General features: G+C 72.5%; 25 protein-coding genes, 1 pseudogene and 1 riboswitch. Of the genes and pseudogenes, 13 read left to right on the forward strand and 13 right to left on the reverse strand.

Features of this window, described 5'->3' with window-relative positions; translation table 11 throughout:
* Positions 1–181 precede the first annotated feature (181 nt).
* Entirely contained in the window at positions 182–931 is a 750-nt protein-coding gene (locus QBL25_RS03035) for a YwiC-like family protein (RefSeq protein ID WP_409055386.1), read from the forward strand.
* 57 nt (positions 932–988) lie between these two features.
* Here the strand turns inward: QBL25_RS03035 and QBL25_RS03040 are convergent, their stop codons facing one another.
* The 5 genes from QBL25_RS03040 to QBL25_RS03060 all read right to left on the reverse strand — a co-directional run bounded on the left by QBL25_RS03040 (position 989) and on the right by QBL25_RS03060 (position 6,144).
* Positions 989–1,606, reverse strand: a complete 618-nt coding sequence (locus tag QBL25_RS03040) for a GNAT family N-acetyltransferase (RefSeq protein ID WP_409055387.1) — start codon at positions 1,604–1,606, stop codon at positions 989–991.
* Complete coding sequence (locus QBL25_RS03045; RefSeq protein WP_409055388.1) at positions 1,603–2,649, reverse strand: ThiF family adenylyltransferase; 1,047 nt, start codon at positions 2,647–2,649, stop codon at positions 1,603–1,605. The genes QBL25_RS03040 and QBL25_RS03045 overlap by 4 nt, the downstream gene beginning before the upstream one ends.
* Positions 2,650–3,197: 548 nt before the next feature.
* Positions 3,198–4,091 (reverse strand): NAD-dependent protein deacetylase, encoded by an 894-nt coding sequence (locus QBL25_RS03050; protein ID WP_409055389.1) that lies wholly within the window; start codon positions 4,089–4,091, stop codon positions 3,198–3,200.
* A 152-nt stretch (positions 4,092–4,243) separates the two neighbouring features.
* Positions 4,244–5,572, reverse strand: a complete 1,329-nt coding sequence (locus tag QBL25_RS03055) for a lipase family protein (RefSeq protein ID WP_409055390.1) — start codon at positions 5,570–5,572, stop codon at positions 4,244–4,246.
* A gap of 221 nt (positions 5,573–5,793) precedes the next feature.
* Complete coding sequence (locus QBL25_RS03060; RefSeq protein ID WP_409055391.1) at positions 5,794–6,144, reverse strand: helix-turn-helix transcriptional regulator; 351 nt, start codon at positions 6,142–6,144, stop codon at positions 5,794–5,796.
* Positions 6,145–6,420: 276 nt separating this feature from the next.
* Here QBL25_RS03060 and QBL25_RS03065 point away from each other — a divergent pair, with 276 nt between their 5' ends.
* Together QBL25_RS03065 and QBL25_RS03070 are read left to right on the forward strand one after the other, a co-directional pair.
* Entirely contained in the window at positions 6,421–7,095 is a 675-nt protein-coding gene (locus QBL25_RS03065) for an STAS domain-containing protein (RefSeq protein WP_409055392.1), read from the forward strand.
* Between the two features lie 427 nt (positions 7,096–7,522).
* Positions 7,523–7,677: riboswitch (cyclic di-AMP (ydaO/yuaA leader) on the forward strand.
* Positions 7,678–7,681: 4 nt separating this feature from the next.
* The gene (locus QBL25_RS03070; RefSeq protein WP_409055393.1) at positions 7,682–8,440 is read left to right on the forward strand and encodes a transglycosylase SLT domain-containing protein; all 759 of its coding nucleotides are present in this window, start codon (positions 7,682–7,684) and stop codon (positions 8,438–8,440) included.
* 144 nt (positions 8,441–8,584) lie between these two features.
* Here QBL25_RS03070 and QBL25_RS03075 read toward each other — a convergent pair whose 3' ends face one another.
* The gene (locus QBL25_RS03075) at positions 8,585–8,806 is read right to left on the reverse strand and encodes a hypothetical protein (RefSeq protein ID WP_409055394.1); all 222 of its coding nucleotides are present in this window, start codon (positions 8,804–8,806) and stop codon (positions 8,585–8,587) included.
* A gap of 246 nt (positions 8,807–9,052) precedes the next feature.
* Here QBL25_RS03075 and QBL25_RS03080 point away from each other — a divergent pair, with 246 nt between their 5' ends.
* From QBL25_RS03080 to QBL25_RS03110, 7 genes are all read left to right on the forward strand, one after another.
* The gene (locus tag QBL25_RS03080; protein ID WP_409055395.1) at positions 9,053–9,982 is read left to right on the forward strand and encodes a hypothetical protein; all 930 of its coding nucleotides are present in this window, start codon (positions 9,053–9,055) and stop codon (positions 9,980–9,982) included.
* Between the two features lie 106 nt (positions 9,983–10,088).
* On the forward strand, positions 10,089–11,627 hold the full coding sequence (locus QBL25_RS03085; protein WP_409055396.1) for an SDR family oxidoreductase: 1,539 nt from the start codon (positions 10,089–10,091) through the stop codon (positions 11,625–11,627).
* A gap of 76 nt (positions 11,628–11,703) precedes the next feature.
* Positions 11,704–13,200, forward strand: a complete 1,497-nt coding sequence (locus QBL25_RS03090) for a cryptochrome/photolyase family protein (RefSeq protein ID WP_409055397.1) — start codon at positions 11,704–11,706, stop codon at positions 13,198–13,200.
* A 138-nt stretch (positions 13,201–13,338) separates the two neighbouring features.
* On the forward strand, positions 13,339–14,481 hold the full coding sequence (locus tag QBL25_RS03095) for a polyprenyl synthetase family protein (protein WP_409055398.1): 1,143 nt from the start codon (positions 13,339–13,341) through the stop codon (positions 14,479–14,481).
* Positions 14,478–16,052 (forward strand): phytoene desaturase family protein, encoded by a 1,575-nt coding sequence (gene crtI / locus QBL25_RS03100; protein ID WP_409055399.1) that lies wholly within the window; start codon positions 14,478–14,480, stop codon positions 16,050–16,052. The genes QBL25_RS03095 and crtI overlap by 4 nt, the downstream gene beginning before the upstream one ends.
* Positions 16,039–17,031: a phytoene/squalene synthase family protein gene (locus tag QBL25_RS03105; RefSeq protein WP_409055400.1), complete on the forward strand. Its 993-nt coding sequence runs from the start codon at positions 16,039–16,041 to the stop codon at positions 17,029–17,031. Before crtI ends, QBL25_RS03105 begins: the two co-directional genes overlap by 14 nt.
* Positions 17,028–18,035 (forward strand): DUF5914 domain-containing protein, encoded by a 1,008-nt coding sequence (locus QBL25_RS03110; RefSeq protein ID WP_409055401.1) that lies wholly within the window; start codon positions 17,028–17,030, stop codon positions 18,033–18,035. Before QBL25_RS03105 ends, QBL25_RS03110 begins: the two co-directional genes overlap by 4 nt.
* Before the next feature lie 40 nt (positions 18,036–18,075).
* Here QBL25_RS03110 and QBL25_RS03115 read toward each other — a convergent pair whose 3' ends face one another.
* The 4 genes from QBL25_RS03115 to QBL25_RS03130 all read right to left on the reverse strand — a co-directional run bounded on the left by QBL25_RS03115 (position 18,076) and on the right by QBL25_RS03130 (position 22,463).
* Positions 18,076–19,596: an FAD-dependent oxidoreductase gene (locus QBL25_RS03115; RefSeq protein ID WP_409062532.1), complete on the reverse strand. Its 1,521-nt coding sequence runs from the start codon at positions 19,594–19,596 to the stop codon at positions 18,076–18,078.
* A gap of 56 nt (positions 19,597–19,652) precedes the next feature.
* The gene (locus tag QBL25_RS03120) at positions 19,653–20,384 is read right to left on the reverse strand and encodes a class I SAM-dependent methyltransferase (RefSeq protein ID WP_409055402.1); all 732 of its coding nucleotides are present in this window, start codon (positions 20,382–20,384) and stop codon (positions 19,653–19,655) included.
* A gap of 17 nt (positions 20,385–20,401) precedes the next feature.
* Complete coding sequence (locus QBL25_RS03125; RefSeq protein WP_409055403.1) at positions 20,402–21,607, reverse strand: lycopene cyclase family protein; 1,206 nt, start codon at positions 21,605–21,607, stop codon at positions 20,402–20,404.
* 253 nt (positions 21,608–21,860) lie between these two features.
* A complete protein-coding gene (locus QBL25_RS03130; RefSeq protein ID WP_409055404.1) occupies positions 21,861–22,463 on the reverse strand; it encodes an RNA polymerase sigma factor in 603 nt (200 codons plus the stop codon).
* Between the two features lie 261 nt (positions 22,464–22,724).
* On the opposite strand from QBL25_RS03130, the gene QBL25_RS03135 reads away from it, so the two are divergent.
* Positions 22,725–22,964: a hypothetical protein gene (locus tag QBL25_RS03135; protein WP_409055405.1), complete on the forward strand. Its 240-nt coding sequence runs from the start codon at positions 22,725–22,727 to the stop codon at positions 22,962–22,964.
* 22 nt (positions 22,965–22,986) lie between these two features.
* Here the strand turns inward: QBL25_RS03135 and QBL25_RS03140 are convergent, their stop codons facing one another.
* Entirely contained in the window at positions 22,987–23,484 is a 498-nt protein-coding gene (locus tag QBL25_RS03140) for a DUF4383 domain-containing protein (protein ID WP_409055406.1), read from the reverse strand.
* Between the two features lie 134 nt (positions 23,485–23,618).
* On the opposite strand from QBL25_RS03140, the gene QBL25_RS03145 reads away from it, so the two are divergent.
* On the forward strand, positions 23,619–24,656 hold the full coding sequence (locus QBL25_RS03145) for a MerR family transcriptional regulator (protein WP_409055407.1): 1,038 nt from the start codon (positions 23,619–23,621) through the stop codon (positions 24,654–24,656).
* Between the two features lie 37 nt (positions 24,657–24,693).
* Here QBL25_RS03145 and QBL25_RS03150 read toward each other — a convergent pair whose 3' ends face one another.
* Positions 24,694–24,885 (reverse strand): hypothetical protein, encoded by a 192-nt coding sequence (locus QBL25_RS03150; RefSeq protein WP_409055408.1) that lies wholly within the window; start codon positions 24,883–24,885, stop codon positions 24,694–24,696.
* A 135-nt stretch (positions 24,886–25,020) separates the two neighbouring features.
* Positions 25,021–25,320: pseudogene (locus QBL25_RS03155) on the reverse strand (aldehyde dehydrogenase family protein); the annotation flags it as partial.
* A gap of 5 nt (positions 25,321–25,325) precedes the next feature.
* On the opposite strand from QBL25_RS03155, the gene QBL25_RS03160 reads away from it, so the two are divergent.
* Positions 25,326–25,787, forward strand: coding sequence for a TetR/AcrR family transcriptional regulator (locus QBL25_RS03160; RefSeq protein ID WP_409062533.1), 462 nt, complete (start codon positions 25,326–25,328; stop codon positions 25,785–25,787).
* The last annotated feature ends 26 nt before the right edge of the window (positions 25,788–25,813 follow it).

Consider the following 25,813-nt stretch of genomic DNA (forward strand, 5'->3'; position numbering starts at 1 on the left):
CCGGGCGGCGGACGGCGCGTCATCTCGGGGCGGTGCGCGGGACGTTCGCCCGGCCGGACGGGACCAACGACTGCAACCGGGCGGTGGGTTCGCTGACAGGCTGGTGGTACCTCGCGACGCGGGACGTCGAGGGGGCCGGGACGCCCAGGTGCGGCGCCGAGGAGACCGAGAAGGGGGCGTCATGGCATCGCGTGCCGTGCGGCGCTGGCTGCCCAATCAGCACGGGGCCTGGGCCATGCTCGTCGTGCCGTTCCTCGCCGGCATGTTCCTGGGCGGCCCCACTGCCTGGCACGCCCTCCTGCTCCTCGCCTGGCTCCTTGGGTACCTGGCCTCCTACCACGCCCAGCAGTGGCTGCGGCTGCGCCGGCACTCCCGCAACCCCCGGGCCGCACGGCGGCACGCGCTCCCGGCCCGCGTCTTCGCCCTCGCCCTGCTGCCCCCGGCCGCGGCCCTGGTCCTGCACGCGCCGTGGCTGCTCCTGGCCGGGGCCTGCGCGGTGCCGTTCCTGGGCGTGAATTACGTCTACGCGTGGCGCAACCGCGAGCGGGCCCTGGCCAACGGCATCGCCGCCGTCCTCCCCGCGTGCGGGATGCTGCCGGTCGCGCTGCTGATGGGCGGCGGAGACCTCGGCGACGCGTGGCGGCCCACGCTCGCCTGCCTGCTCTACTTCGCCGGCACGGTCCTGTACGTCAAGACGATGATCCGGGAGCGGGGCAGCGCCCCGTACCGCTGGGCCTCAACCCTGTGGCACCTCGCCGCGCCGGCGGCGGCCTACGCGCTGCACCTGCCCGGGGCGACGGTGGTCTTCTTCGGCGTCTGCTTCCTGCGGGCGGTGTGGCTGCCGACGCGCGGCGCCGTACGGGCACCGGTGATCGGAGCCGTGGAGGTGGTCTTGTCGCTCGCCCTGCTCGGGACGCTGGTCGCGGCTTGAGCGGCGTGGAGGCGGCCTTGCTCAAGCCGCGACGAGCGCGGTGCGCGGGCGGCGCCTTCATACCGAGGGCGTCAGGTCCGCCGTCGCGCCGTTGAGGATGGCGGTCTCGCCGGGGCTGGCGCCCTGTGTCCATTCATGGGCCAGGGCTGCGTACGTCGTGACGTCGTGCCAGGTCCCCTGGGTGCGAAAGAGGTGCCGCAGCGTCGCTTCGGGAAGGAAGCCGGCCGCCCGCATGATCTGCTGCATGTGGGTGTGGTCGCTGCGGTGGCCCGCCCACAGGCGATGCAGCCCCAGCGGGCCGAAAGCGTAGGCCATGAGAAGGCGTCCGGCTTCGTGCGTGTGGCCGCTGACGGACGCTCCGGGCACGACGACCAGACCGGTGATCATGGCGTTGCTGCCGAAGTCCTCGAGCAGCAGACCGATGGTGCCGACCATCGTGTCGGGCTCGGGAGCGGGCGGGCAGACGGCCAGTGTGTAGCGCCTGCGCCGTGGCTGGACGCGCTGCGCCAGGGCCTGGATGAAGGAGGCGTCAGCGCCGTCGGGGCCGAGGCTGTCGATGCCCAGGTACCGCGTCAGCGTGCGGTGGGTGAAGATCCGGGTGTACACGTCGCGGTCCTCCAGGCGGAGTTCGCGCAGCCGCAGGTGCTCTCCGTGCAGGTCGGGAAGCGCGGTCACCGCACCTCCCGGACGGCGATCCGCTCGCGGGCGGCGGGCAACGGCGCCCCGCCGTCGGCCTCGCCCGGAGGGGCGGGGACAAGGGCCGCCAGATCGACGCAGTGGCTGCCCGACGCGACCGCTTCACCCAGGAGGATCCGCCGGGCGGTGTCGGTGACCAGGGCGCCGCCGAGGAGCACCCCGCTGGCCAGTTGCGGCCAGCTGGACAGGGTGTCGCCGATGCGCGGGATCGCTTCCTTCATCGCAGCGCTGAGGCGGTCTTCGCCGACCGCCCGCAGCATGAAGGCGATCGCCGAAGCCGGGTCCAGGTCCTTGACCGCCGCGGCCGTCAGCTCGCCGATTCGGCCGTGCAGCAGGGGCCGGTCGGGTTCCAGGTCGAAGCGCTCGACGTCGAGCAGGCCGCGGTCGTTGGCCTCCATCAGCACCGGCACGCGGCGCGCACGGGCATGGTCGCGTACGGCGACCTTGACCCAGGGCGTGTCGCACTCCTCGATCACGAGATCGGGGCCTGCGGCCATGAAGTCGTCCAGGGACGACTCGTCCAGCCCGCGCCGGTAGACGCGGACGTCGAGGTAGGGGTCGAGCTCGGCCATGGCCCGGGCGCACAGCACGGTCTTCTCCAGGCCGAGTTCGTGGACGCCGGCGCGCAGCCGGTTGAGGTTCGACAGGCTCAGCCGGTCGAAGTCCGCCAGCAGGAACGAACCGCCCACGCCTTCGGCCGCGCAGGCCAGGGCGCCGGCCGCGCCCACGGACAGCCCGATGATCCCGATCCGGCGCGTCAGGAGGTCGCCCTGCTGCGCACGCGTGATCTTGTCCCGGTTCCGGTCGGTGCGGACGGTGCGGTATGCCTCGCGCGGCAGCACGTGCACCAGCCGACGGGACCACGGGTACCACGCCCAGGTGCCGTAGGCGTCGAGCGGACGGCCTCCGGTGAGCCCGCGCACCGCGTCGGCGAGGTGAGACGCGTCGGACCGGCAGGAGGGCACGAGGCATCCGGCCAGTTCCTCGATCTGGGCCCGGATCTCGTCGTGCACCTCGCTCACGGCGCCAGAGGACCGCAGTGCGCCAAGACCGTCGCGGCCCTGCGGGGTCGAGGGGTCGAACAGGACCGGCCGAAACGAATCTGCGGTAGCCGGCAGCGGAAGTACATCCGCTGCGGAAAGTGAAGGAATTGTCACGAGGCGTAACGGTAGCCAGCGGCCGGGACGAAAACGCCCAGTTCACCCGGGGGCGCACTCTCGAAATGATCTTCGCTTTTCGTGCGCCCCCAGGCGCGCGCCCCGGACGCGCCGCGCCTCGGTCCACCCTCGGCCTGACCCGCACCGGAGCCTCGAAACCGGTGTGGCCCGCTTCACTTCGCACGATGCGGTCGGCCGGAACAAAGAGGAGGAGGTCTTCGTTCTTCTGTATGTGGCTGCGGAGGGGACAGTGTCCCCGGGCCCACACATAGCCCATGGGGACGATCGTTCAGCTGAAGCCCCATGGAGCCACTCGCCGCGAGGCGACCGCCCTCCGCCAGTCACCACCTTCGGCCCCGGCTGGTCTCCCCCGTCCAGCCGGGGCTTTCCCGTGCCCGCCGCACGGCGTCCCCTCAGGGGCCCACCTGCGCCACGAGGGCGGACAGCGCCTCGCCGAGCGGGAGCTCGATGCGCTGGGTGGCCCAGCGGTCGCCCCGGGTCGGACCCTGGTTGACGATCAGGACCGGCGTGCCGGCCTCCGCCGCCTGGCGCACGAAACGCAGCCCGGACATGACGGTGAGGGAGGAGCCGAGCACGAGCAGGACGGCGGCCCCGCCGACGAGCCGCCGGCACTCCGCGACCCGCTCGACGGGTACGTTCTCCCCGAAGAAGACCACGTCCGGCTTGAGCACCCCGTCACCGCACACCGAGCACGCCACCACCCGGAACTCGCGCACCGCCTCGTCGGGCAGTTCCACGTCACCGTCGGGATTGACCCGCGCGGCGCGATAGCGCTCGGCTGCGGCCTCGAAGCCCGGATTGACCTCCCGCAGCCGCCGGTCCAGCTCCGCGCGGGCGCTGCGGTGCCCACAGGCCAGGCAGATCACCCGGTCCAGGCTCCCGTGGAGCTCGATGACGTTCCGGGCTCCGGCGGCCTGCTGCAACCCGTCCACGTTCTGTGTGATCACGCCGGTGACCAGACCCGCCTCGGCCAGCGCGGTCACCGCCCGGTGCCCGGCGTTCGGCCGGGCCCGCGTCATGGCCCGCCAGCCCAGCTGGCTACGGGCCCAGTACCGCTGGCGGGCCTGCTCGGCGCCGACGAACTCCTGGTACGTCATGGGGGTGTGCCGGCGCAGGGAGCCGTGCTCCCCGCGGTAGTCCGGGATGCCCGACTCGGTGGAGAGCCCGGCGCCGCTCAGCACCGCGACCCCGCCCGTGCGCACCGCGTCGACGACAGCCGTGAGGTCGGTCGAGGCCGGGGGCGAGCCGCCGGTGGGCTCCCAGGTCAGCGTGGGTCGCGTCCGCATGCCTGCCAGCTTACGTTTCCGTCCCCCGGCACCGCGATCACGCAGGCGCCCGCGGGGCCCACGCACCTCGCGCGCCCGCCCGGCCCACGGCACGGATGTCCTCTCGCCGCCGCCCCTGGACGGCGGCGAGAGGGGCAGGGGTGAGCGACCGGTCAGGCGCCGCAGTTGCCCGACGTGGGCTCGCCGGCGAAGCGGCGGCCGAGCCACTCAAGGGCCGGACCGTTGCCCTGGATGGCCGTCCCCACGTGGGACTGGCCGGGGAAGGACTTCCACTCCACGGCGTTCCCCTTGGCGCACCAGTCGGCCCGCAGCTTCTGCCCGACCGCGTAGGGGATCGTCTCGTCCGCGTCCCCGTGGTAGAGGAACACCGGCGCCGACGGACGCTTGGTGCCGATCAGCTGCTTGGCGATGGCCTTCTTCCAGTTCGGCCGGTCCAGCGGATTGGACGTGGTGACGTCCTCGATCTGCTTGCCGCGCCCGGCCTCCAGGACCGTCCCGACACACTCGTTGCGCACCACCGCGGCGAGCTTGCGGCCCTCCTTGTTGAGGTACTTGCCGAGCGCCAGGGACGGCTGGGCGGCGTTCTGGCCGATCGCGGACATCAGCAGGTAACCCGCGCTGTCCCCGCCCTCCAACGATGCGGCGACCTTGGTCAGATCGGCCGGAACGCCACCGCTGGCCGTTCCCTTGACCTTCAGCTCGGGAGCGTAGGCCGCGGCCATCTCGGCGGCCTTCGCGCTGGCGCCGCCGCCCTGTGAGTAGCCCATGATCCCGACGGGCGCGCCCGCGGAGACGCCGTACTTCGCGGCTTCCGGAAGCCGTTGGGCCGCGCGTGCCGCGTCCAGTACGGCACTGCCCTGCGCCTTGGCGACCATGTAGGTGTGGTCGCCCGGCGTACCGAGCCCTTCGTAGTCGGTGACGACGACGGCGTAGCCCCGGACCAGCGCGGCGTTGACGAGCGGCGCCTCGGCCGTCGTACCGCCGGGGAATCCGGCGGACGGCGCGCACTTGTCGCCGAGGCCGACCGTGCCGACGGCGTAGGTGATCAGGGGGCGGGGGCCGGTCCTGCCGTCGTCGGGGACGATCACGGTGCCGGAGACGGCGTTGCGTCCACCGTCCGCGGAGGTCGACCGGTAGGTGATCTTCCAGGCCTTGGTGGGGGTCGGGACGCCGGGCGTGTACTGGAAGGAGGACGGCGCCGAGCTGAGGATCTTGCCCGGTCCGGTCCTCTTCCCCGGCTTCTTGCCCGGGTGCTTGCCCTTGCTCTTCCCGGCCTGCCCGGCGCGCTTGTCCCCGCTCTGCCCCGTGGCGCCGGGGGCGTCACCGGCCTGCTGTGGCGCGGAGCGGGCCGCGGGGGTCGCGTCCGGGGCAGCGGCCGGGGCGCTGGTGCTCTGCGCCGCGGCGGACCCGGGGAGCCCGAGCACCGCCACCGCGAGAACGGCACTCGCGGCCACCGGTCGTCTGCGTGAAGCTGGCATCATGCGGCTCTCCCAACTCTCCTGTGCGCATAGGGGGTTGGTCAGCACCGTACTGACCCGTCAGTAATACGGCCATAGATGTGCGGTTTTCCGTGCCGCCGCCTGCGGCCGCCACGGACGCTCCCGGCGGCCGAACGGCGTCCCGCCCCGCTTTCCCGTCTTCCGGGGCGAGTTGAAGCGTCGCCCACCTCCGGACGGGGCCTTCCGCAGCAGAACCGCCCTCGTCACACACGGGCCTGGCGTCGGCCGCCGGCATCCGGCGGCGTGGCGCGACCGGCCTCGTTCCGCGCGAGCAGGGACAGGAGCGAGGCCACGGCCAGGCCGGACTCGGCCGGGTGGCGCAGCACCTCACCGGGCTCGATGCGGTAGGAGTTGCTGCGCCCCTCCTTGACGTGGGAGAGGTACCCGCCCTGTTCGAGGTCGGCAATGATCTTCTGCACGGCACGCTCCGTGAGCCGGCAGTGCGCGGCGATGTCACGGATGCGGGCGTTGCGGTTGTCGGCGATGGCCGCCAGGACCCGCGCGTGGTTGGTGAGGAACGTCCATCCGGTGTGGGGCTCGGGCACTTCATCCATACGGCAACCCTAGCGACCACGTGTTCACGTTTCCAGAAACACGTACTGCTTTTCATGTATTAGTTGACGTGCTTGGGGTGCGGAGTGCAGCCTAAGAAGCGGCGCTAGGCGATACGTGAGGGAGAGGCCATGCCGGAGCCTGCACACTCGGACAAGCCCCTCGCCCGGGAGGGTGGCGAACACGCACCGGGCCTCCACCCCTCACCACCCCGTCGGCCGTCGCCGCCCCGGCGCCCGCTGCCGGCCTCGCTCGACACCGTGCCGAACGGCGCCCGGGTGAGCGTGATCCTGCGCGGCGAACTCGACCTCGACACGGGTGAACACCTGTGGCCCGAGCTGCTCCGCGCCCTCGGCGGCTCCACCGACGGCGTCGACCTGCATCTGAGCGATGTGAGCTTCTGCGACTGCTCCGGGCTCCACCTCCTGCTCGACCTGCGTCGGCTGGGGCTGCGGCAGGGCAAGACCGTGACGGTGCTCTCCAACAGCATCGCGGTTGCGCGGGTGTTCGACCTGACCGGCACTCAGAAGCTGTTCGCCCCCTCCGAATCGCCCGACGGCAAAGGCGATGACGCAATGCGCGCGATGAAGGAAGAAGCCGTATCTGACGGAGTTTCCGACGAGCATTGCGACGACAAATACGAGGAGAGTCTGCGAACCGCCGTACGCCAGTCACAAAAGGCCGTTCAGATCCGCCCGACCATTGATCTGGCGCGCGGCATCCTGATGTCCGCCTACGGCCTGAGCCCTGAAGCCTCTTGGGAAGTTCTGGTAACCGCCTCGCAGAATGCAGGCACCGACGTGCACCACTTGGCCAAGCGGGTGGTCGGAACCACCCGCGGAACCGGCCTCCCCGAGGGCGTACGGGAACACCTCACGTCTGCCGTGGCCCAGGCGAACGATTCCCGCATCGCACCACGGCACAGCAGCGCCCCCGGAACACGGTCGATCTGAGAACACCCGCCTGCACGGACCCACGCGGTCTCGGGCAGGGCGTTCGCACGCACAAGTGCCCCTTTTGCCATAAAAAGGGGCCTTAGTCATGTCCATCTTGCCCCGCAAAAACCTTCTTCTGCTTCTTTATGCCATATATAAATAACTGGGCGCATTACAGCCCACTCGCATGAAATGACGTGATTCCCTTTCAGTGGAATGCGTCACACCGGAAACCCGGCTTTCCGGAAGGCGTGGAGCGCATTTCCGTTCCAGGCAGAGAAAGTTGGGAGTTGTCGATCAACGATCGACCGGGGTACGCGGCGCCGGACATCGCCTTCGCGCATTCCCCTGTGTGAATTCCTCTCTTGTTCCATTCCGGCTTTCTCGCCTAACGTCACCGTCAATCCGGATGGAACGCCGAATCCTGCCGCTGTCCGGAAACCTCTTCCATCACTCACTCACGCCCGGCAGGAGCGGGGGACCCAGGTAAGCCGCCGATCCGGATGACGGAACGGCTCGGGGTGAAGTCGCGCGCCCAGCGCGACCGGACATCTCCCGTCCGAACCCGACAGCTCACCTCGCAGGCGACGGAGAGGAATGCGTCATGCCCGCAAAGGGAAAGCACCGCCGCCCCAAGTCCAGCTCGCTCACCCGGGGTATCGCCGCCGCAGGAACGGGCGGGGCCGTGCTCGTGCTCCCCGTGCTCGGTGCGAGCGCCGCCGTTGCGGCACCGGCCGAGACGGCCGCCACGGCCGCCAAGCCCGCCGCGACACCGAACACCTACGTCGTCGTCGCGGGCGACTCCCTCTCCAAGATCGCCCGCGAGCACTCGCTGGACGGCGGCTGGAAGAAGCTGTACGAGGACAACCGCGGCGCCCTCGGCGACAACCCGAAGCTGATCCACCCCGGCCTGAAGCTGACGCTCGGCGCGAAGGCGCAGGACGGCTCCGCGCGGACCGCGTCCGCCGAGCGGGCGGACCGCTCCGAGCGGGGGAACACCCTCACCGCCGAGCCCGCCGCCGCCCCCGCGAAGAAGGCGTACACCAACGACCTCGACGGCTGGATCAAGGAGTCGCTGGACATCATGGCCCAGCGCGGCATCCCCGGCACCTACGACGGCATCCACCGCAACGTCATGCGCGAGTCCTCCGGCAACCCGCTGGCCACCAACAACTGGGACTCCAACGCGGCGGCCGGGACCCCGTCCAAGGGCCTCCTGCAGGTCATAGGCCCCACGTTCGACGCCTACCACGTGCCCGGCACCTCGCTGGACAGCTTCGACCCCGTCGCCAACATCACCGCGGCCTGCAACTACGCGGCCGACCGCTACGGCTCGATCGACAACGTGAACGGCCCGTACTGAGCCGCGTCCCCTTCAAGCAGGCCTGAGCCCCGGCACCTGAGGTGTCCGGGGCTCAGGCCTGCCCGAAGGCGCGCACACGCAAGGGCGCCGACACCGCCGGCACCGCTGGCACCGCCTGCACGGTCGGGCGACGCCGCCGCCCGCTCAGACGCGCTCGACGCCGAGCGCTCTTTGCACCGCCTGCTGCGCCGCGTAGAAGTCGGCGTCGGACACCTCAGGATCGTCCTCGACCTGGTCGAGCCACTCCGAGACCTCCTCGGCCGTCCACAGGTCGAAACCCTTCGGAATGTCCAAGGTGGTGGTGCTCGCGCGCAGCTGCTCGGCGGCAGCCGCTTCCTTGACGCTGCGGGTGCTCACTTCGATCATCGCGTCTCTCCCTTCGGGATCGGGGGAACGGACCGGCGACCCTGCCAGACGCCTCCCGGGGATGTCCAACCGTCGCTCTGACGTTCGCCTCTCGCAGCGCTGCCCACGCGCCGCCGCAGGCGGCCCGCGCCCCGGCCGATCGGGTGGATCCGGCGCTTTTGGTGCATCCGTCACCGCCCGCCCGCCTGAATTCCTTGCGTGAGCCGGTGTGATCATGGCTCACGCCGGCCTCGGCGGGAGTGACGCATGACTGGTGTGACGACGGACGGGACACGGACGACGCGGGCTCGTCCCGAAGACCGCCGGGTCGAGCGACAGTGGCCCGAGAGCCCGAGCGCCCCGGTCACCTGGCGCACACTCGGTCTGGAGACGATGGCGTCGCTGCTGGTGGTCTCCCTCGGCCGCGAGAGCAGCCGCAGCTTCGTCGCCCACTGCCAGTGGCCCCGCTGCCACCCCCTGAACGAGCGCACGACCGCCGTGCGGCACCACCCGCTGATCATGGTGGAGTCCGCCCGCCAGCTCGCTCTGGCCGTGGAGCGCACCCACCTGTACGCCGACGAGCGCCCCGCGCTCGAACCCCTCTCGCTCAGCCTCGGCCTGCGCCCGCCCCCGGGGCCCACGGAACACGGCAGCGCGACCGACGTGGAGGCGCGGCTCGTGCTCAGCGACCTCGCTTCCTACGCCGGTCAGTTCGCCTCCTACCGTGCGACGACGGAGTTCCTTCAGCGGGGCACGCCGTTCGCCTCGTGCACCATCGGGTTCGCCAGGCCGCTGGAGGGCGGAACCCCGATCCCGGACGAGGCGGTGGCGCACGCGCTCCTGTTCCCCTCCGCCGCCGCCGTGGGCGCAGCGGCCGACACCGACGTGCTGCTGGCGCGGGCGCCGCAGGGGCGGCTCGTGCTGCATCCGCGCGACCCCGGCCACCCGGTGCTGCTCCCTGGCCGACCGGCGTGGCTGCCCGCGGCGGCGGTACTGGAAGCCGGACGGCAGGCGACCTTGCTGCACTCCGGGATGACGGCCGGTGCCGTGACCGGGCTCGGGGTACGGCTGCTGGCACCGGTGCCCGCGCGGGGGGCCGTCGTGGAGGTGGCGACCGAGCCCGGCGGTTCCCGCTTCCTGGTGACGGCCGCAGGTCGCGTGGTGGCGACGGGCACAGTCGCCCTCCTACAGCCGTGAGCGGCATGCGGGCCGACGCGGGAGGCGAGGGACCAGCGGCCCCGTGCCGACGGGGCGGCCTCATCGGACAGATGGGGTCTCATGACGAACAGGCGGAGGAAGCGAAGTGAGCACGGACGAGGCGTCGGACGCCGAAGGGTTGCACTGCCTGGTCACGGGGGCATCGGGCTATGTGGGAGGCCGGCTGGTCCCGGAGCTCTTGGAGGCCGGGCACCGGGTCCGCTGTCTGGCCCGCTCCCCCAGCAACCTGCGTGACCACCCCTGGGCGGCACGGACGGAGGTGGTCCGGGGGGATGTGACGGACGCCGAGTCCGTCGCCCGGGCCATGCGCGGCATCGACGTCGCGTACTACCTGGTGCACTCCCTCGGCGGCGGTTCCGACTTCGAGGCCACCGACCGCCGCGCGGCCCGCGTCTTCGCCGAGCAGGCGCACGACGCCGGCGTACGGCGGATCGTCTATCTCGGCGGTCTCACCCCGCAGGGCGTGCCCGAGTCCACGCTCTCGCCGCATCTGCGCTCCCGCGCCGAGGTCGGCCGCATCTTCCTCGAATCCCCGGTACCCGCCACCGTGTTGCGTGCCGCGGTGGTCATCGGTTCGGGCTCGGCGTCCTTCGAGATGCTGCGCTACCTCACCGAGCGGCTGCCCGTCATGGTCACTCCCAGCTGGGTGAACACCCGGACCCAGCCCATCGGCGTGCGCGACGTGCTGCGCTACCTCGTCGGCTCCGCCACGATGCCCGCCGACGTCGACCGCGCCTTCGACGTCGGCGGCCCCGACGTCCTGACCTACCAGGGCATGATGCGCCGGTACGCCGCGGTCTCGGGCCTGCGGCGTCGGCTGATCGTGCCGGTGCCGGTCCTCACCCCGCGGCTGTCGAGCCACTGGGTGGGGCTGGTCACGCCGGTCCCGGCGTCCATCGCCCGGCCGCTGACCGAGTCGCTGCGCCACGAAGTCGTCTGCCGCGAGCACGACATCGCCGCCTACGTGCCCGACCTGCCGGGCCGGCCGCTGCCCTTCGACGAGGCGTTGGCCTTGGCCCTGCGGAAGGTGCGCGACGCGCAGGTGGCCACCCGCTGGTCGTCGGCGGCGGTGCCCGGAGCGCCGAGCGATCCGCTGCCCACCGACCCGGACTGGGCCGGCGGCAGCCTGTACCAGGACGAACGGGAGCTGTCCGTCGAGACGTCCGCCCAGGCGCTGTGGAAGGTCGTCGAAGGCATCGGCGGGGACAACGGCTGGTACTCCTTCCCGCTGGCCTGGGCCGTGCGGGGCTGGCTCGACCGGCTCGTCGGCGGTGTCGGTCTGCGCCGCGGACGGCGCGACGCCGCCCGTTTGAGGGTCGGTGACTCGCTGGACTTCTGGCGGGTGGAGGAGATCGAGCCGGGGCGTCTGCTGCGGCTGCGGGCCGAGATGCGACTGCCGGGCCTGGCGTGGCTGGAGATGCACGTCGAGAAGGACCCCGACGGCGGCCTGCGCTACCGGCAGCGCGCCTTGTTCCATCCGCGCGGCCTGTTCGGTCACGCCTACTGGTGGTCCGTGTGGCCGTTCCACTCCGTCGTCTTCGGCGGCATGGCCCGCAACATCACCCAGGCCGCCGCCAAGGCCGACCCCGCACCGACCTCCCCGGCGCCCTCGCTCCAGAAGTGACGCCTGCGGCCCCGGCTCACTCACCTCGCTCATCACTCATCTCAATCGACTCATCTGACGGAGGAGACACCTCGCTGTGCACTGGCTCTTCGGCGACCAGCTCGGTCCGCACTTCCTGACCCCGGGCGAGGGCGGTCCCGGGCGTGACACTCCCCTGCTGATGATCGAGGCGCGTTCGGTGTTCCGCCGCCGCCGCTTCCACCGGGCCAAGGCCCATCTCGTGCTGTCGGCGATGCGCCACCGGGCGGCCGAACTGGGCGATCGCCTCACCTACGTCCGGGCCGACACCTACGCCGAGGGTCTGAAGCGCGCGGCCGGCGGACGTGCGGTCTCCGTGCACCACCCCACCTCGCACGCGGCCCTGCGCCTGGTCCGTTCCCTGCCGCAGGTGACGGTCGCACCGGCGCGCGGATTCCTGACCCCCATGGCGGACTTCACCGCGTGGGCGGACGGCCACGGCGGCACGTCGCTGCGGCAGGAGGACTTCTACCGCCGGGTGCGGCGCGACCACGACCTGCTGATGGACGGGGACCAGCCCGTGGGCGGGCGGTGGAACCTGGACGCCGACAACCGGGAACCGCCTCCTCGCAAGGCCACCGTCCTGGACATCGGCCGCCCGTACCGGCCGCGGGAGAGCGAGATCGACGACGAGGTACGCCACGACCTCGACCGGTGGGAGAAGGACGGCGACGTCTCCTTCGTGGGCCGGGACGGGCCGCGCCTCTTCCCCGCCACGCGCGACGAGGCCACAGCGGCCCTCAGACGCTTCGTCACACACCGGCTCACCACGTTCGGCGCCTACGAGGACGCCATGCTCGCCGCCGACCCGCACATGAGCCACAGCCTGCTGTCCGCCGCCCTGAACCTGGGGCTGCTCGATCCCGCCGAGTGCGTCGAGCGGGCGGAGGCCGCCTGGCGCGCCGGGAACGCCCCGCTCAACAGCGTGGAGGGCTTCGTCCGGCAGATCGCCGGATGGCGCGAGTACGTGTGGCAGCTGTACTGGTACTTCGGCGACGACTACCGGCACTCCAACGTGCTGCGCCACACCGGCGCGCTGCCCGACTGGTGGAACGACCTGGACGCCGACGCACTGGAGGCCCGCTGCCTGCGCACCACGCTGGCCCAGGTACGCGACACGGGCTGGACCCACCACATCCCGCGCCTGATGATCCTGGGCGGCTACGCGCTCCAGCGGGGCTGGGACCCCGCCGCGGTCACGGACTGGTTCCACCGCTGCTTCGTGGACGGCTACGACTGGGTGATGGTCCCGAACGTGGTCGGCATGTCCCAGTACGCCGACGGCGGCCGCATGACGACCAAGCCCTACACCTCCGGCGGCGCCTACGTGAACCGCATGAGCGACCTGTGCGGGCCCTGCGCCTACCGGCCCGGGGACCGTACGGGCGAGTACGCCTGCCCCTACACCGCGGGCTACTGGATGTTCATCGACCGGCACCAGAAGCGCCTGGCGGGCAACCACCGCACGGCCCGGGCGGTGCACCAGCTCGACCGGATCGCCGACCTGCCCGAGGCGCTGCGACAGGAGCGCGCCCGCGGTGACGCGCCCCCGTGAGCGGCCGCGCGCCGCTGGGCCGTCGGAGTGAGCGGGCGCTGGAACCGGCGCGCACCGGGCAGAAATCAGCGCATCCGTATCCGCGCACCCGGCAGAAGCACTGGTGTGCAGTTGATCGGATGTGAGAAGGGGTTGCGCATGCTTGGACTGCGGCCGACATCGGGCGGGCCGACCGCACCCGTGGACGACCCGCTCGCGATCACGGACGTCGTCAGGGCGACGGACCTCGTCCTGGAACACGTCCTCGACACCGCTCTGGTCCGCGCCCACGGCGTGGATCCGGTGTTCGCGCGTGACGTGGCCGCGCGCGTCAGTGCCTTCGTGCGGCGCGGAGGCAAGCGGCTGCGGACCGCGTTCGTGTGGTGCGGCTGGCGCGCCTCGGGCGGTACCGGCGACGCCACGGCGGCCCTGAACATCGGCGCGGCGCTGGAACTGCTCCAGGCGTGCGCCCTGATACACGACGACGTGATGGACGGTTCGGTGCAGCGCCGGGGCGCCCCCGCGGTGCACGTGGACTTCGCCCGCGGGCACTGGGCGGCGGGAATGAACGGATCGGCGGAGTCCTTCGGGACGTCCGCCGCCGTGCTCGCCGGTGACCTGGCGCTGGCATGGGCCGACGACCTGCTGACGGAGACCGCGCTGGACTCGCCGCACGGCATGCGGCTGTACCGCGAGTGGCAGGCGATGCGCGGGGAGATGGTCGCCGGGCAGTACCGCGACCTGTACGCGCAGGCCAACGGCTCGTCGGGCGCGGACGAGGCGCTGACCATCGCCACCCTCAAGAGCGCCCTCTACACGGTCGAGCGGCCCTTGGCCCTCGGTGCCTCGCTGGCCGGGGCGGACGAGGGCACACTGGCCGCGCTGCGGGCGGCCGGGCGGTGCGCCGGGCTGGCCTTCCAGCTGCGCGACGACCTCCTGGGGGCGTTCGGCGACCCGGCACTGACCGGCAAGCCCGCCGGTGACGACCTCCGGTCGCGCAAGCTCACCTACCTCCTCGCGATCGCGCTGCAACTGGCCGACGACGCCGACGACTCCATGGCGACAGCCGTCCTGGCCCCGGGCCCCAGCACACGCACGGAACGCACGGTCGAGCGCATGCGATCGGCGCTCGCGAGCACCGGAGCCCAGGCCATGGTGGAAGCCAAGATCATGGAACTGGCGGCCGCGAGCCTGCGGCACTTCGAGGCCACCGGAGCCGGACCCGTCGTCCGCAGACAGTTCGCCGCCCTGGTCACACAGGCATCCGGCGTCGAAGTCCCCACCGACGGGAGTCTTTCGTGAAGGCGGTACCGGGACCGACCGATCATGTCGTCGTGGTGGGCGCGGGACTGTCCGGCCTGGCCTGCGCCCTGCACCTGCTGGGCGCCGGGCGACGGGTCACGGTCGTCGAGCGCGACGAGGGACCCGGCGGCCGGGCCGGCCGCGCACAGCTGGGCGGATACCAGGTGGACACCGGGCCCACCGTGCTGACCATGCCTCACCTGGCCGACGAAGCGTTCGCCGCCGTGGGCGACAGCCTCGCCAGCCGCGTGGAGCTCCTGCCCCTGGACCCCGCCTACCGCGCGAACTTCGCCGACGGCACCTCGCTCGACGTGCACACCGACGGCGAGGCGATGGAAGCGGAGGTGCGCCGCTTCGCCGGACCCGCCGAAGCGGCCGGATACCGCGGGCTCAGGCAGTGGCTGGAGCGCCTGTACCAGGCCCAGATGCGACGCTTCATCGACACCAACTTCGACTCGCCCCTGCAACTGCTCCACCCGGACCTGGCCCGCCTGGCGGCGCTGGGCGGCTTCGGCCGCCTGGACACCCGGATCGGACGCTTCCTCTCCGACGAACGCCTGCGCCGCGTCTTCTCCTTCCAGGCCCTGTACGCCGGGGTCGCCCCGGCCCGCGCCCTCGCGGCCTACGCGGTGATCGCCTACATGGACACGGTCGCCGGCGTGTGGTTCCCCAAGGGCGGCATGAACGCCCTGCCGCGCGCCATGGCCGATGCGGCCGCCGACGCCGGCGCCGACTTCCGGTGGGCCTCCGAGGTGACCTCGCTGGAGCGATCCGGCAGCCGGGTGCGGGCCGTGCACCTGGCCTCGGGCGAGCGCATCAGCTGCGACGCCGCCGTCCTGAGCTGTGAGCTGTCCACCGCGCACCGGCTCCTGGGGCGCGCTCCGCGCCGTGCGGTGGGCCTGCGCCACTCGCCGTCCGCGGTGATCCTGCACGCCGGGACCGACCGCACCTGGCCGGGCCTGGCCCACCACACGCTGTCCTTCGGGGCGGCCTGGGAGCGCACCTTCGACGAACTCACGCGCACGGGAGCGCTGATGAGCGACCCCTCCCTGCTGATCACCCGCCCGACCGCCCACGACACCACGCTCGCGCCGCGAAACCGCCATCTCCACTACGTCCTGGCCCCCTGCCCGAACACCACCGTCGGGCCCTCCGCGCCCAGCTGGCGGGATCTGGGTCCGCGCTACCGCGACAGTCTGGTGGCCCAGTTGGAGCGGCGCGGTCTGGACGGGTTCGCGGACAGCATCGAGGAGGAGATGCTCGTGACACCCCTGGACTGGACGGCACAAGGGCACGCGGCGGGCAGCCCCTTCTCCGTCTCGCACACCTTCGCCCAGACGGGACCCTTCCGGCCGCGCAACCTCGTGCGCGGCGTGGACAACGCCGTCCTGGCGGGCTGCGGCACCACCCCCGGGGTGGGCGTACCGACGGTGCTCATCAGCGGCAAGCTCGCCGCCCTGCGCATCACCGGTGGCCGGGACCTGCGCCGCGGCGCACGCGGGCCCACGGGCACGGCCACCGCTCCCCCGCGCGTCGGCACGTCCTTGGCAGGTGCCGATGACGCGTCGTGAGCTGGACGCGGCCGGGATCTCGGATCCCGGGCTCCGCGCCGACTACACGCGATGCCGTCGGCTCAACGCGCGGCACGGCAAGACCTACTTCCTGGCCACCCGTCTGCTGCCGCTGGAGCGCCGTTCGGCCGTCCACGCCCTGTACGGCTTCGCGCGCTGGGCGGACGACATCGTCGACGACCTGGACCGGGGCAGGACACCGGACGAGCGCGACCGGCTCCTGAGCGGTCTGGAGCGCGATCTCGTCCAGCAGCTGAAGATCGGCGGCGGTGACGAGCCCGTGGTCCGTGCCGTGGCCGACACCGCCGAGCGGCTGAACATCGACAGCGCGCTCTTCGCGGACTTCCTGGCCTCGATGCGCGACGACCTGACCGTCACGGACTATCCGACCTACGCCGATCTGCGGTCGTACATGCACGGCTCGGCCGCGGTCATCGGCCTGCAGATGCTGCCGGTGCTCGGCACGGTCGTCCCCCAGGAGGAGGCGGCTCCGTACGCGGCGGACCTGGGCGTGGCGTTCCAGCTCACCAACTTCCTGCGGGACGTGGGCGAGGACTTGGACCGGGGGCGCGTGTACCTGCCGGCGGATCTGCTCGCCGCCCACGGCGTGGACCGGGAGCTGATGGAATGGAGCCGGCGCACCGGGCGCGGTGACCGGCGCATCCGCGCGGCGTTCGTCGCGGCCGAGGCCATGACCCGGGACGTGTACCGGGCGGCGGAGCCCGGCATCGAGATGCTGGACCCCCGGGTGCGCCCCTGCATCCGTACCGCGTTCACCCTCTACGGCGGCATTCTCGACGCGATCGCACAGCACGACTACACCGTCTTGCATCGGCGCGCGGTGGTGCCGCGCAGGCGGCGGGCCGCGACCGCCGGGGCCGGGCTGGTCCGGGTCATCGGCGCCCGGTGGGGTGCGCGCCGCCCGCTGCCGCGGCCGCTGCCGGGCGGCGCACGAGAGTTGAGGGGACGAGAGCAGTGAGCGAGCGAGGCAACCGACCCGGCTGGCGGCCGCCGTTGCGCCGGCGGCGCGGTCCGGGCTGGGCGGAGCAGGGGTCCACGTGGCGTCAGGCGCGGCCGGCGTTGATCGCCGACGCGCTCAAGCGGGCGTGCGCGCGTCCCTCCGGCAACTGGTTCGTCGTGGGCGCTTCACGCGACGTCCGCGTGGGCGCGAAGCCGTACGGCAGGACCGTGGGCGGCACCGAGGTCGTGCTGTGGCGCTCGGAGGAGGGCGAACTGCGCGCGGGGCCGGGTGCCTGCCCGCACCTCGGCGCTCCCCTGCGCGACAGCCGGGTGGTGTGCGGCACGCTGGTGTGTCACTGGCACGGCCTGGCCCTGACCGGCTCCCCCTTCGCCGGATGGGCGCCCTATCCCGTGCACGACGACGGCGTGCTGGTGTGGGTGCGCCTGGACGAGGTGGGCGGCGAAGAGCCGCTGGAGCGCCCCGTGGTGCCGGAGCGGCCCGCTCCGGGCGGTGCGGTGGACGCGGTGTTCACCGCGATGGGCCGGTGCGAACCGCAGGACGTGATCGCCAACCGGCTCGACCCCTGGCACGGTTCGTGGTTCCACCCGTACTCGTTCGTGGATCTGACCGTGACGCGTGAGCCGCAGGGCGATGAGGACGACGCGTTCGTCGTCGACGTCTCCTTCCGGGTGACGGACCGTCTGGTGGTGCCGGTGCGAGCGGAGTTCACCGCGCCGGAGCCGCGCACGATCGTCATGCGCATCACCGACGGCGAGGGCGCCACCTCGGTGGTGGAAACGCATGCCACGCCCCTGACGCGGGCATCCGACCAGCGCCCGCGCACGGCGGTCGTCGAGGCCGTGGTGGCGACCTCGGACCGGCGCGGCTTCCAGGTCGCCCGCGCCGCCGCTCCCGTGCTGCGCCCGTTCATGCGCCGCACGGCGGGCCGGCTGTGGCGCGACGACCTGGCCTACGCCGAGCGCCGCTGGGCGCTGCGCAGCACGGGCCGCTTCCCCGGCTGACGCGCCCCTTCCCCCGTCCCCGTCGGCGCCCCCGGTCTGTTCAGGGGCGCCCTCGGCGTCGGTCGAGGGCGCTGACGGCCCGCAGCATCGAGGAGCGGCCGGCCCGGGGCACCGTCCACAGCACCTGGCCCGTCACGCCGCGGTCGGCGAGCAGGGAGTTGGCCGCCAGGAAGCCGGTGGTGGCGGCGCGTTCCATGAGGGCGACGGGGAGATCGCAGCGGATCCCGTCCCCGGCGAGGACCAGCCAGGGGTGCGGTGTCTCCACCGTCGGGCGCCGGTGGTGGGAGCCGACCGGGAAGTGCGGGCAGTCCGCGCGCCATTCGTGGCGGGCGTCGACCACGCGCGCCTCGCGGGTCTCCGGGTACACCTGCCGCAGCTGCTCCACGAGCCGGTCCTGCATCGTTTCTTGCTGGGCGTCGGCGGCGTAGGCGTGCAGTTCCACCACTGCGCCGTGGTGCGCGCCGGCCCAGCGCGCGGCCTCGCCCTCGTACCGGTCGAGGACGCTGATGTTGTCCAGGCCGTCGTAGCCGCTCGTCCCGAGGAATCCGGGGCGGTCGGCGCGGACGGGCCGGTCGAGCCACAGCCGCGAGACGAGGAACGGCGGCGCCGTGCGCAGCGCGGCGATGTCCTCGCGCCAGGCGGAGGTGCCCAGGCCCGGGGACGCGGCGACGAGGCGGCTGAGGCCTCCCGGGTCGAGGGCGAGCACCACCGCGTCGTGGCGGTCCACTCCCGCGTCGGTGAGCAGGTCGGCGCCTTCGCCGTCCGCACCGTCTTCGCCGTCGCGCGGAAGGATGCCGTGCACGGGTGCGCCGGTGCGCACGTCCGCCCCGAGCCGCTGGAGGTAGGCGCCCAGGGGCTCCCACAGTGCCTGCGGGAAGGGCTCGTTGGGCACGTCGAAGAGCAGGCCTTCGGACGATCCGAGGAAGTAGATGTGGAACATCAAGAGCAGTTCCGCGGCCGAGAGTTCGCCGGGGTCGGCGAAGAAGCTGCGGGAGAACACCTCGAACGCCAGATGGTGGGCGGCCTCGGGGAAGCGGACGCTTTCCAGGAAGTCCTTGGCGCTGATGTGGTCGAAGCGTTCGTAGACCTCGGGCACCCGGACGTCGAGCAGCGGCAGCGCCGCCCGGGGGTCCATCGCGGCGAGGTCCCGCCAGCCGAAGGTGGGACTCAGGGCGACGAATCCCAGCGCGCTGAGCGGGGGTGTGCGCGGCACGCGCGCGAAGCTGTCGGTCAGGCCGCCGCTGTGCCGCAGGGGGTAGTCGGGCAGCGGGGTGAGCCGGTCGAGGCCGGGGTCCGTGCGCCGCAGCAGGCCCCGCAGGTTGTAGTACTGGCGGAAGAAGGCGTGGAATCCGCGGCTCATGGTGGCCGGGGAGCCGTCGGCCAGGCGGGTGCGGTGGCCGGCCAGGCGGCCGCCGAGCGCGTCCTGCTGTTCGTAGAGGGTCACGCGGGCGCCGCGTTCGGCCAGCGAGGTGGCCGCGGCGAGTCCGGCGATGCCGCCCCCGACGACGGCGACGGACGGCGCCTGGCCGGGCTTGAACCTGGCCAGGCCGGGCCGGGGCATGAAGACTTCGGCCTTACGGTCGCGTCCACGGCGGACGCCGGGCCGTGCGGGCGCGGTCACCAGGCACCTCCGGTCGCGCCGGCCAGGGCCTTGCGGGCGAGGAAGGTGTGGGTGATGCCGGTCTGCCATCCGGGCATCGGGGCGGAGCGCACGCCGGTGAACCCGGCCCGCGTCAGGCGCTCGGTGAAATCAGGTGCGGTGTCGAAGGCGAGGACGCTGTGCCACAGGTGGCGGTAGAGGTCCGCGTCGCCGCTGACCGTGCCCGCCGGGATGATCACGCCCCGGCACACGGCCGTCCACAGCGCGCGGTGCGCGGGTGAGCCGCTGAGGCTGTACTCGTGGACGGCGAGGCGCCCGCCGGGCCGCAACAGGCTCTGGACGCTCGACAGCACCCGGTCGGGTTCGGTGACGTTGCGGAACAGATAGGCGGCGAACACCGCGTCGAAGGGCCCCTCCCCGGCCTTCAGCACGTCCTCGGCGGCGAGGTGGACGAAGCGCACGCGGGCGGGCCAGGGCTTTTCGAGCGCTCGCTTCAGCATGCCCGCCGAGGCGTCAACCGCGGTGATCCAGGCGCGGGGCGCCGCCCGCAGCAGGGCCCGGGTGGAGGCGCCGGTGCCGCACCCCAGATCGAGCAGCTGGAGTCCGGCCCCGTCGTCCGGCAGCCTGAGCCGGCGCGCCGAGCGGAGCAAGTCCCTGCGGTAGCCGGGGTTGAGGGCGGTGAGGCGATCGTAGGAACGAGAGGCGTGGTCGAAGGCGCGGGCCAGTTCGTGGTCGCGCAGGAGCGTCATCGGTGGCTGTCTCCGATTCATGGTGAAGGGCGTGCACGGCGGGGCAGGAAGGGCAGTTCGACGGCGGTCCGCAGCATCGGGCCGACGGGCGTGCGCAGACCGATGCCCCATTCCTCCCACGGGGAGGTGGCGCCGTCGAGGAAGCGCAGCAGGCGTTCCGCGGGCGTGCGCCGGAACAGGTCGGTGAAGAAGGACGGGCCATCGATCCGTCCGGTGTCCAGGGCCCGCAGCAGCACCGAGTCCATGGCCATGGACCGCCGCCCGTGCGGGGCGGGCGCGAGGGCGCGCCCCTGCCCCAGCGCGGCGGCGATGGCGCTGCTCTGGCGCTGCACCGCGGCGAAGGTGTACCCGGTGGACGGGCGGGTGGCGCCGCCCGCGGCCCCGATCCGGAAGACGCCGGGCGCCACGCGCCGGGGGTGGCGTGCGTCGGTCATGGGGATCGCTCCCTGCTCCGTTCGCTCCACGACGAACGCGCCGAGGCCCAGGATGTCGCGGCAGTAGTGGTCCAGCGCCGCCTCGTAGGCCTCGGTGGTCAGCGGCCGGGCGGAGAACTCGGTGTACTCGACCAGGGCGCGGTCCGGGGCCAGCGGGAGCACGTAGCCGAAGGCGAGCCCGTGGCGCGGCTGGGGCACCCGGAAGTCCATCAGCTCGGCGACCTCGGGGTCGAAGCGGTCCGCGGCGGTGCGCACGAACCATCCGCGGAAGTGCTGGAGCAGATGCGTGCGGGCGGGCGGCTGGGCGCGCAGCGGCCGGGAGTCGAAGACGTGCCGGGCGCGGAGCGTCACCTGACGGCCGTCGGGCTGCTCGCAGTGGACTTCCGCTCCTTCGGGCACGCCGCGCACCGCGTGCGCAGTCGCGCGCAGGACGTGCACGCCCGGGGCACGGGCCAGCCGGGCGTGCACGAGTCGTTCGAATTCGGGGGATCGCAGCATGCGGTAGCGCAACGGCGCCGGTTCGACGGTGACGTCGCCGCCGTCGGCGCCGCGGATCCGCAGCCGTGACCACTCGGCGGTGACCGCCGCCTCGAAGTCGCTGGCGCCTTGCTCCCAGTAGCACCAGGTCCGCTCCGGCGGGCGGTGGTGGCCCTCGGGCGGTTCCACGACGGTCACCGACACGTCGGTGTCCACCAGGCGGTGGGCGAGGCTGAGGCCGGCCGCGCCGCCGCCGACGATGGCCACGTCGGACGCGTCGGACGTGGGGCGGCCGGGTGCGGGCCGGTTCACCGGGCGGGCCGTTCGGAGGCCGGCGTCCCGTCGGAGGTCGTACGCGCTAGCGCGGCACGCGGGCAGTCGGTGTTCACGCTCACTCCGGAGCTCTGGTGGAGAGGACTTGTTCGTTCGGTTCTCTTCGGGCCGCACGGCGCCCGTGGATGCACGGGGACGCACATGGGTTGACGCCGTGGTCATGCCCTGGGGCCCATCCCACCACTTGCCCCGCGCGAACCGCTCGCCGGTGGCCGAGGATCGCCGTGTCCGGTCAGTCGGCGACGGGCTCCAGCCGGCCGCGCAAGGCCATCAGTCCCCGCCTGGCGTGGCTCTTGACCGTGCCCAGCGGCATGCCCGTCCGCACGGCGATCTGGGTGTGGGTGAGGTCGGAGTAGAAGGCCATCCGCAGGACCTCGCGCTGGACGGGCGGCAAAAGGTTCAGCTCGTGCTGGAGAAGTACCCGGTCGAGTGTCTCCTGGGTCTGGGTGGTGCTCCGCGGGCCGATGGCCGGGTCGTGGCGCTGCTGAAGGGCCGCGATCACGTTGGCGCGGCGCGTCCTGGCCGTGAGGGCGTCGGCGATCTTGTGCCGGGTGATGCCCACCAGCCATGCGCCGTGGTTGCCCCGTTCGGCGCTGTAGCCGCTGCGGCCGCGCCAGGCGGCGAGGAACACCTGCTGGGTCACGTCCTCTGCCTCGAAGGTGTCCCCCAGCGTCCGCCAGGCGGTGGTGTAGACGAGTGAGGACCAGCGTTCGTAGAGCGCGTACACGAACGCCTCGTCGTCGTGGTCGGATTCCCTGTGCGGCACGTGCTTTCCTGCACCCTCCACAGTGCTCGCGGCGCTCGATACGGGAGCCGACGTGGACATGGGAGTCACTCCTCGGTGGCTGAAGCGCGCCCACGGCGCCCCGAAGGGCGCGCGGGCGGCGTCTCGACAAGGGGAGTCTCGAAGCGTTGCCGGCCCCGGGCCAACTTGAATCGTTAGTGCGGCGTTTTGCCGCCGGCCGGGGAGATCCAGGTGCAACCGAGCGGCCCCGAGCGGCGGAATAGTGTCTGCCGGTCACCATCGGCGTCCGTGCGCGAACCGCACGCGGGGACGCGCCCGCGGCCGGCAGGATCACCGGAACGGAGGGCTGACGTGCAGCACATCGAGGAACAGGTGCTCGCGGCGATCGCGCTGGGCGAGGACGGCCGCGAGGACTGCGGACCGCACCTGGCACACTGCCGTGTCTGCGCCGCGGAGCTCGACGCCTTCATGAGAGTGGTCGCCGGCGCGCGCGCCGGCTCACCGGCGGACATTCCGCGTCGGCCGCCCGAGCGCGTCTGGTCGGTGGTCAAGCGGACCATGGGACGGGCCGGGCGGCCGGAGAGCGACTGAACGAAGGGCGCCTCGCGCACCCTCACTCGGGCAGGGCCAGACGGGCCCCGGTGTCGCGTGCGTTGCCGTGCCGGCTGCGCCAGTACGGGTTGTCGTGGGGCAGGCCGCCGCTGACGCGTCCGTACATGCCGAACGTCGCCACGAGCAGTCCCACGACGAAGCTGAAGATCACGTTGGACATCCTGAAGTCCAGGAAGTTCGCCGGGCGGTCCAGGACGAACAAGTGGTAGAAGCCGCTGAGGACGAAGAGGCCCCCTACGGCGATGTTGATCGTCGACGCGGTGTTGCCGCCGATCACCGCACCGGTGATCAGGACACCACCGGAGGCGAGCGACAGGACGCTGAGGAGTCCGTTGGTGCTCATCGCCGCCACCTCGGCGCCGTCGGTGTCGAAGAAGGCGAGCTGGTCGGCCAGGCCCAGGCAGCCGAAGACGATCAGGATCAGACCGCACAGGGCCGCGCCGACGCGATAGACACGGTTGAGCCCATGATCGACCGGTAGTTCGTCCCGCAGGTCCATGGCCTGCTCCTCCCGCTAGGCACCAGTGGGACTCTCACCGTCGCCCCGGCCCGCGCCCACCGCAGGATGAGCCGTTTGTGCAGCGATATGATGACCAAGATCACCTCTCCCCCGCGGATCCAAGGCAGGCGCTCATGAACGCCCAGAGTGGTCACGACGTGATCGCCGTCGACACGCGTCGGCCCGGACCGGAGCACGCCTCGCTGACGACCGGCGCCGTGGCGCGCAAGCTCGGCGTGGCCCCGGGCACCTTGCGCACGTGGGAGCGCCGTTACGGCATCGGGCCCAGCCGCCGCGAGGAGGGGCGGCACCGCCGCTGGCGCCCCGAGGACATCTCCCGGCTCGAGCGCATGTGCCACCTGACCGGCCAAGGCGTGCCGCCCGCGGAGGCGGCCCGCATCGCGACCTCCCCCGACGACGGGCGCGGGGGCGGACCGGAGGCGCCGGACCGGGCGCGGCACCGGCGCGCACCGGGCGGCTACCGCAGCCTGCCGCTGGGCGAGGTGTGGACCGAGACCCGCGGCCTGGCCAAGGCGGCGCTGCGCCTGGACGGTCCGACGGTCCACGAACTCCTGACGAGCGCGGTGCGCGAGCACGGCGTCGTCGTCGCCTGGGAATCGATCATCGCTCCCACGCTGCACGCGGTGGGCCGCAAGTGGTCCGAGTCGGGCGAACGCTACGTCGAGGTCGAGCACTTCCTCTCCTGGCACGTCTCCACCACGCTGCGCACCACCGCGCCCGCCCCCGCGCGGACCACGGCGCCTCCGGTACTGCTCGCCTGCATGCCGGACGAGCAGCACACGCTCCCTCTGGAGGCGTTGGGCGCGGCCCTGGCCGAAGCCGGCGTTCCGGCGCTCATGTTCGGCGCGGCCGTCCCCGCCGGCGCCCTGGAAGCGGCTGTGCGCCGCCTGGGTCCGTGCGCGGTCGTCCTGTGGGCGCAGTCGCCGCAGACCGCGGACATCCGCCTCGTGCGCGACATCATCGCGATCGAGTGGGGCATACGAGGCGCCCGGAGCCACCCCCTGGTCCTGCTCGGGGGGCCGGGCTGGTCCCATGCCCGCCCCGAAGCACAGACGATGCGGCTGACAGGCCTGGCGTCCACCATGGCCTTCCTGCGCACCACGCTGCCCGCCGCGGCGCCGGTGGAGCTCCGGCACACGGACGCCGGCTGAACGAGAGCCGCGCGGGGGCGGACGGGGTCCGGTGCGGCTACAGCCCCATGTCGAGGGCCAGGCACGAGTAGTGCTTCCATGAGCCCTCGGGGTGGCAGCCGTTCTCCCCGCCGCTTCGTCCGGCCTTCACCTCTTCGGTCATGTCATCGAAAGAGATGCGCCCGGGAAGGCGCCCGTAGCGCTGGTGCCGCGTCGTCGTGACGGCGTCGCCGATCAGTTCCTCGTTCATGGCCGATCCCCACTTCGTCGATCGTGCGCGTGGAAGGCGGACCGCAGGGCCGCCGCCCGGGGCGATCCTCAGCCTGCACACCTCGAGCGTCACCAATCAAGGTGGTGACGGACCTCTTGAGCGCCACGCTCGGGGTCACACGGTGATCGTCTTGTACTCCGTGTAGGTGCCGAGGCCGACCGCGCTGTACTCGCGGCCGATGCCGCTGGCCTTGAAGCCGCCGAACGGGCCGTCGAAGCCGATCGGGGCGCCGTTGACCGTGACGGTGCCGGTGCGGACCCGGCGGGCCACCGCGAGGGCGTGGTCCTCGTCGGAGGACCAGACACCCCCGGAGAGCCCGTACTGGGAGTCGTTGGCGATGCGGACGGCGTCGTCCTCCTCGTCGTACGCGATGACCACCAGGACCGGACCGAAGATCTCCTCCTGGGCGGTGCGCCAGCATCGCGAGCATCGCCACCGAGGCGGGCGTGGACCGGCGGACCGTCTACCGGCGCTTCGCCTCGCGCGAGGATCTCCTCACCGCCATCTACGAAGCGCGCCTCACCGCCATCGAACGGGCCATCGACGACGCCCGGTTGCGCGAAGCCCCCGTCGCCGTCGCCCTGCACCGCTACGTCGAGAACATCATCGCCGTCAACCGCACCTGGCCCGTCGACCTCGCCCGCATGCTCGGCGACGACGCGGTAAGCCGACGCCGGAACGCCTCCGTCCAGGAGGTGGACGCCTTCCTGCGGCGAGCCACCGACGACGGACTGCTGCGCCGCGACCAGCCCGAAGGCTGGGCGAGCGCGCTGCTTCCCCAGCTCATGCACCTGGTGTCACGGCAGCTGCCCCAGCTGAGTCCCGGGCAAGCGGCCGACGTCGTCGTCGACACCCTGCTGCACGGTCTCGGCGGATCCTGACACCGGCCCACCCGTGCGGAACCTGC

This window comes from Streptomyces sp. SYP-A7185 (genome assembly GCF_046103685.1).
In the GTDB taxonomy this organism is placed as follows: Bacteria; Actinomycetota; Actinomycetes; order Streptomycetales; family Streptomycetaceae; genus Streptomyces.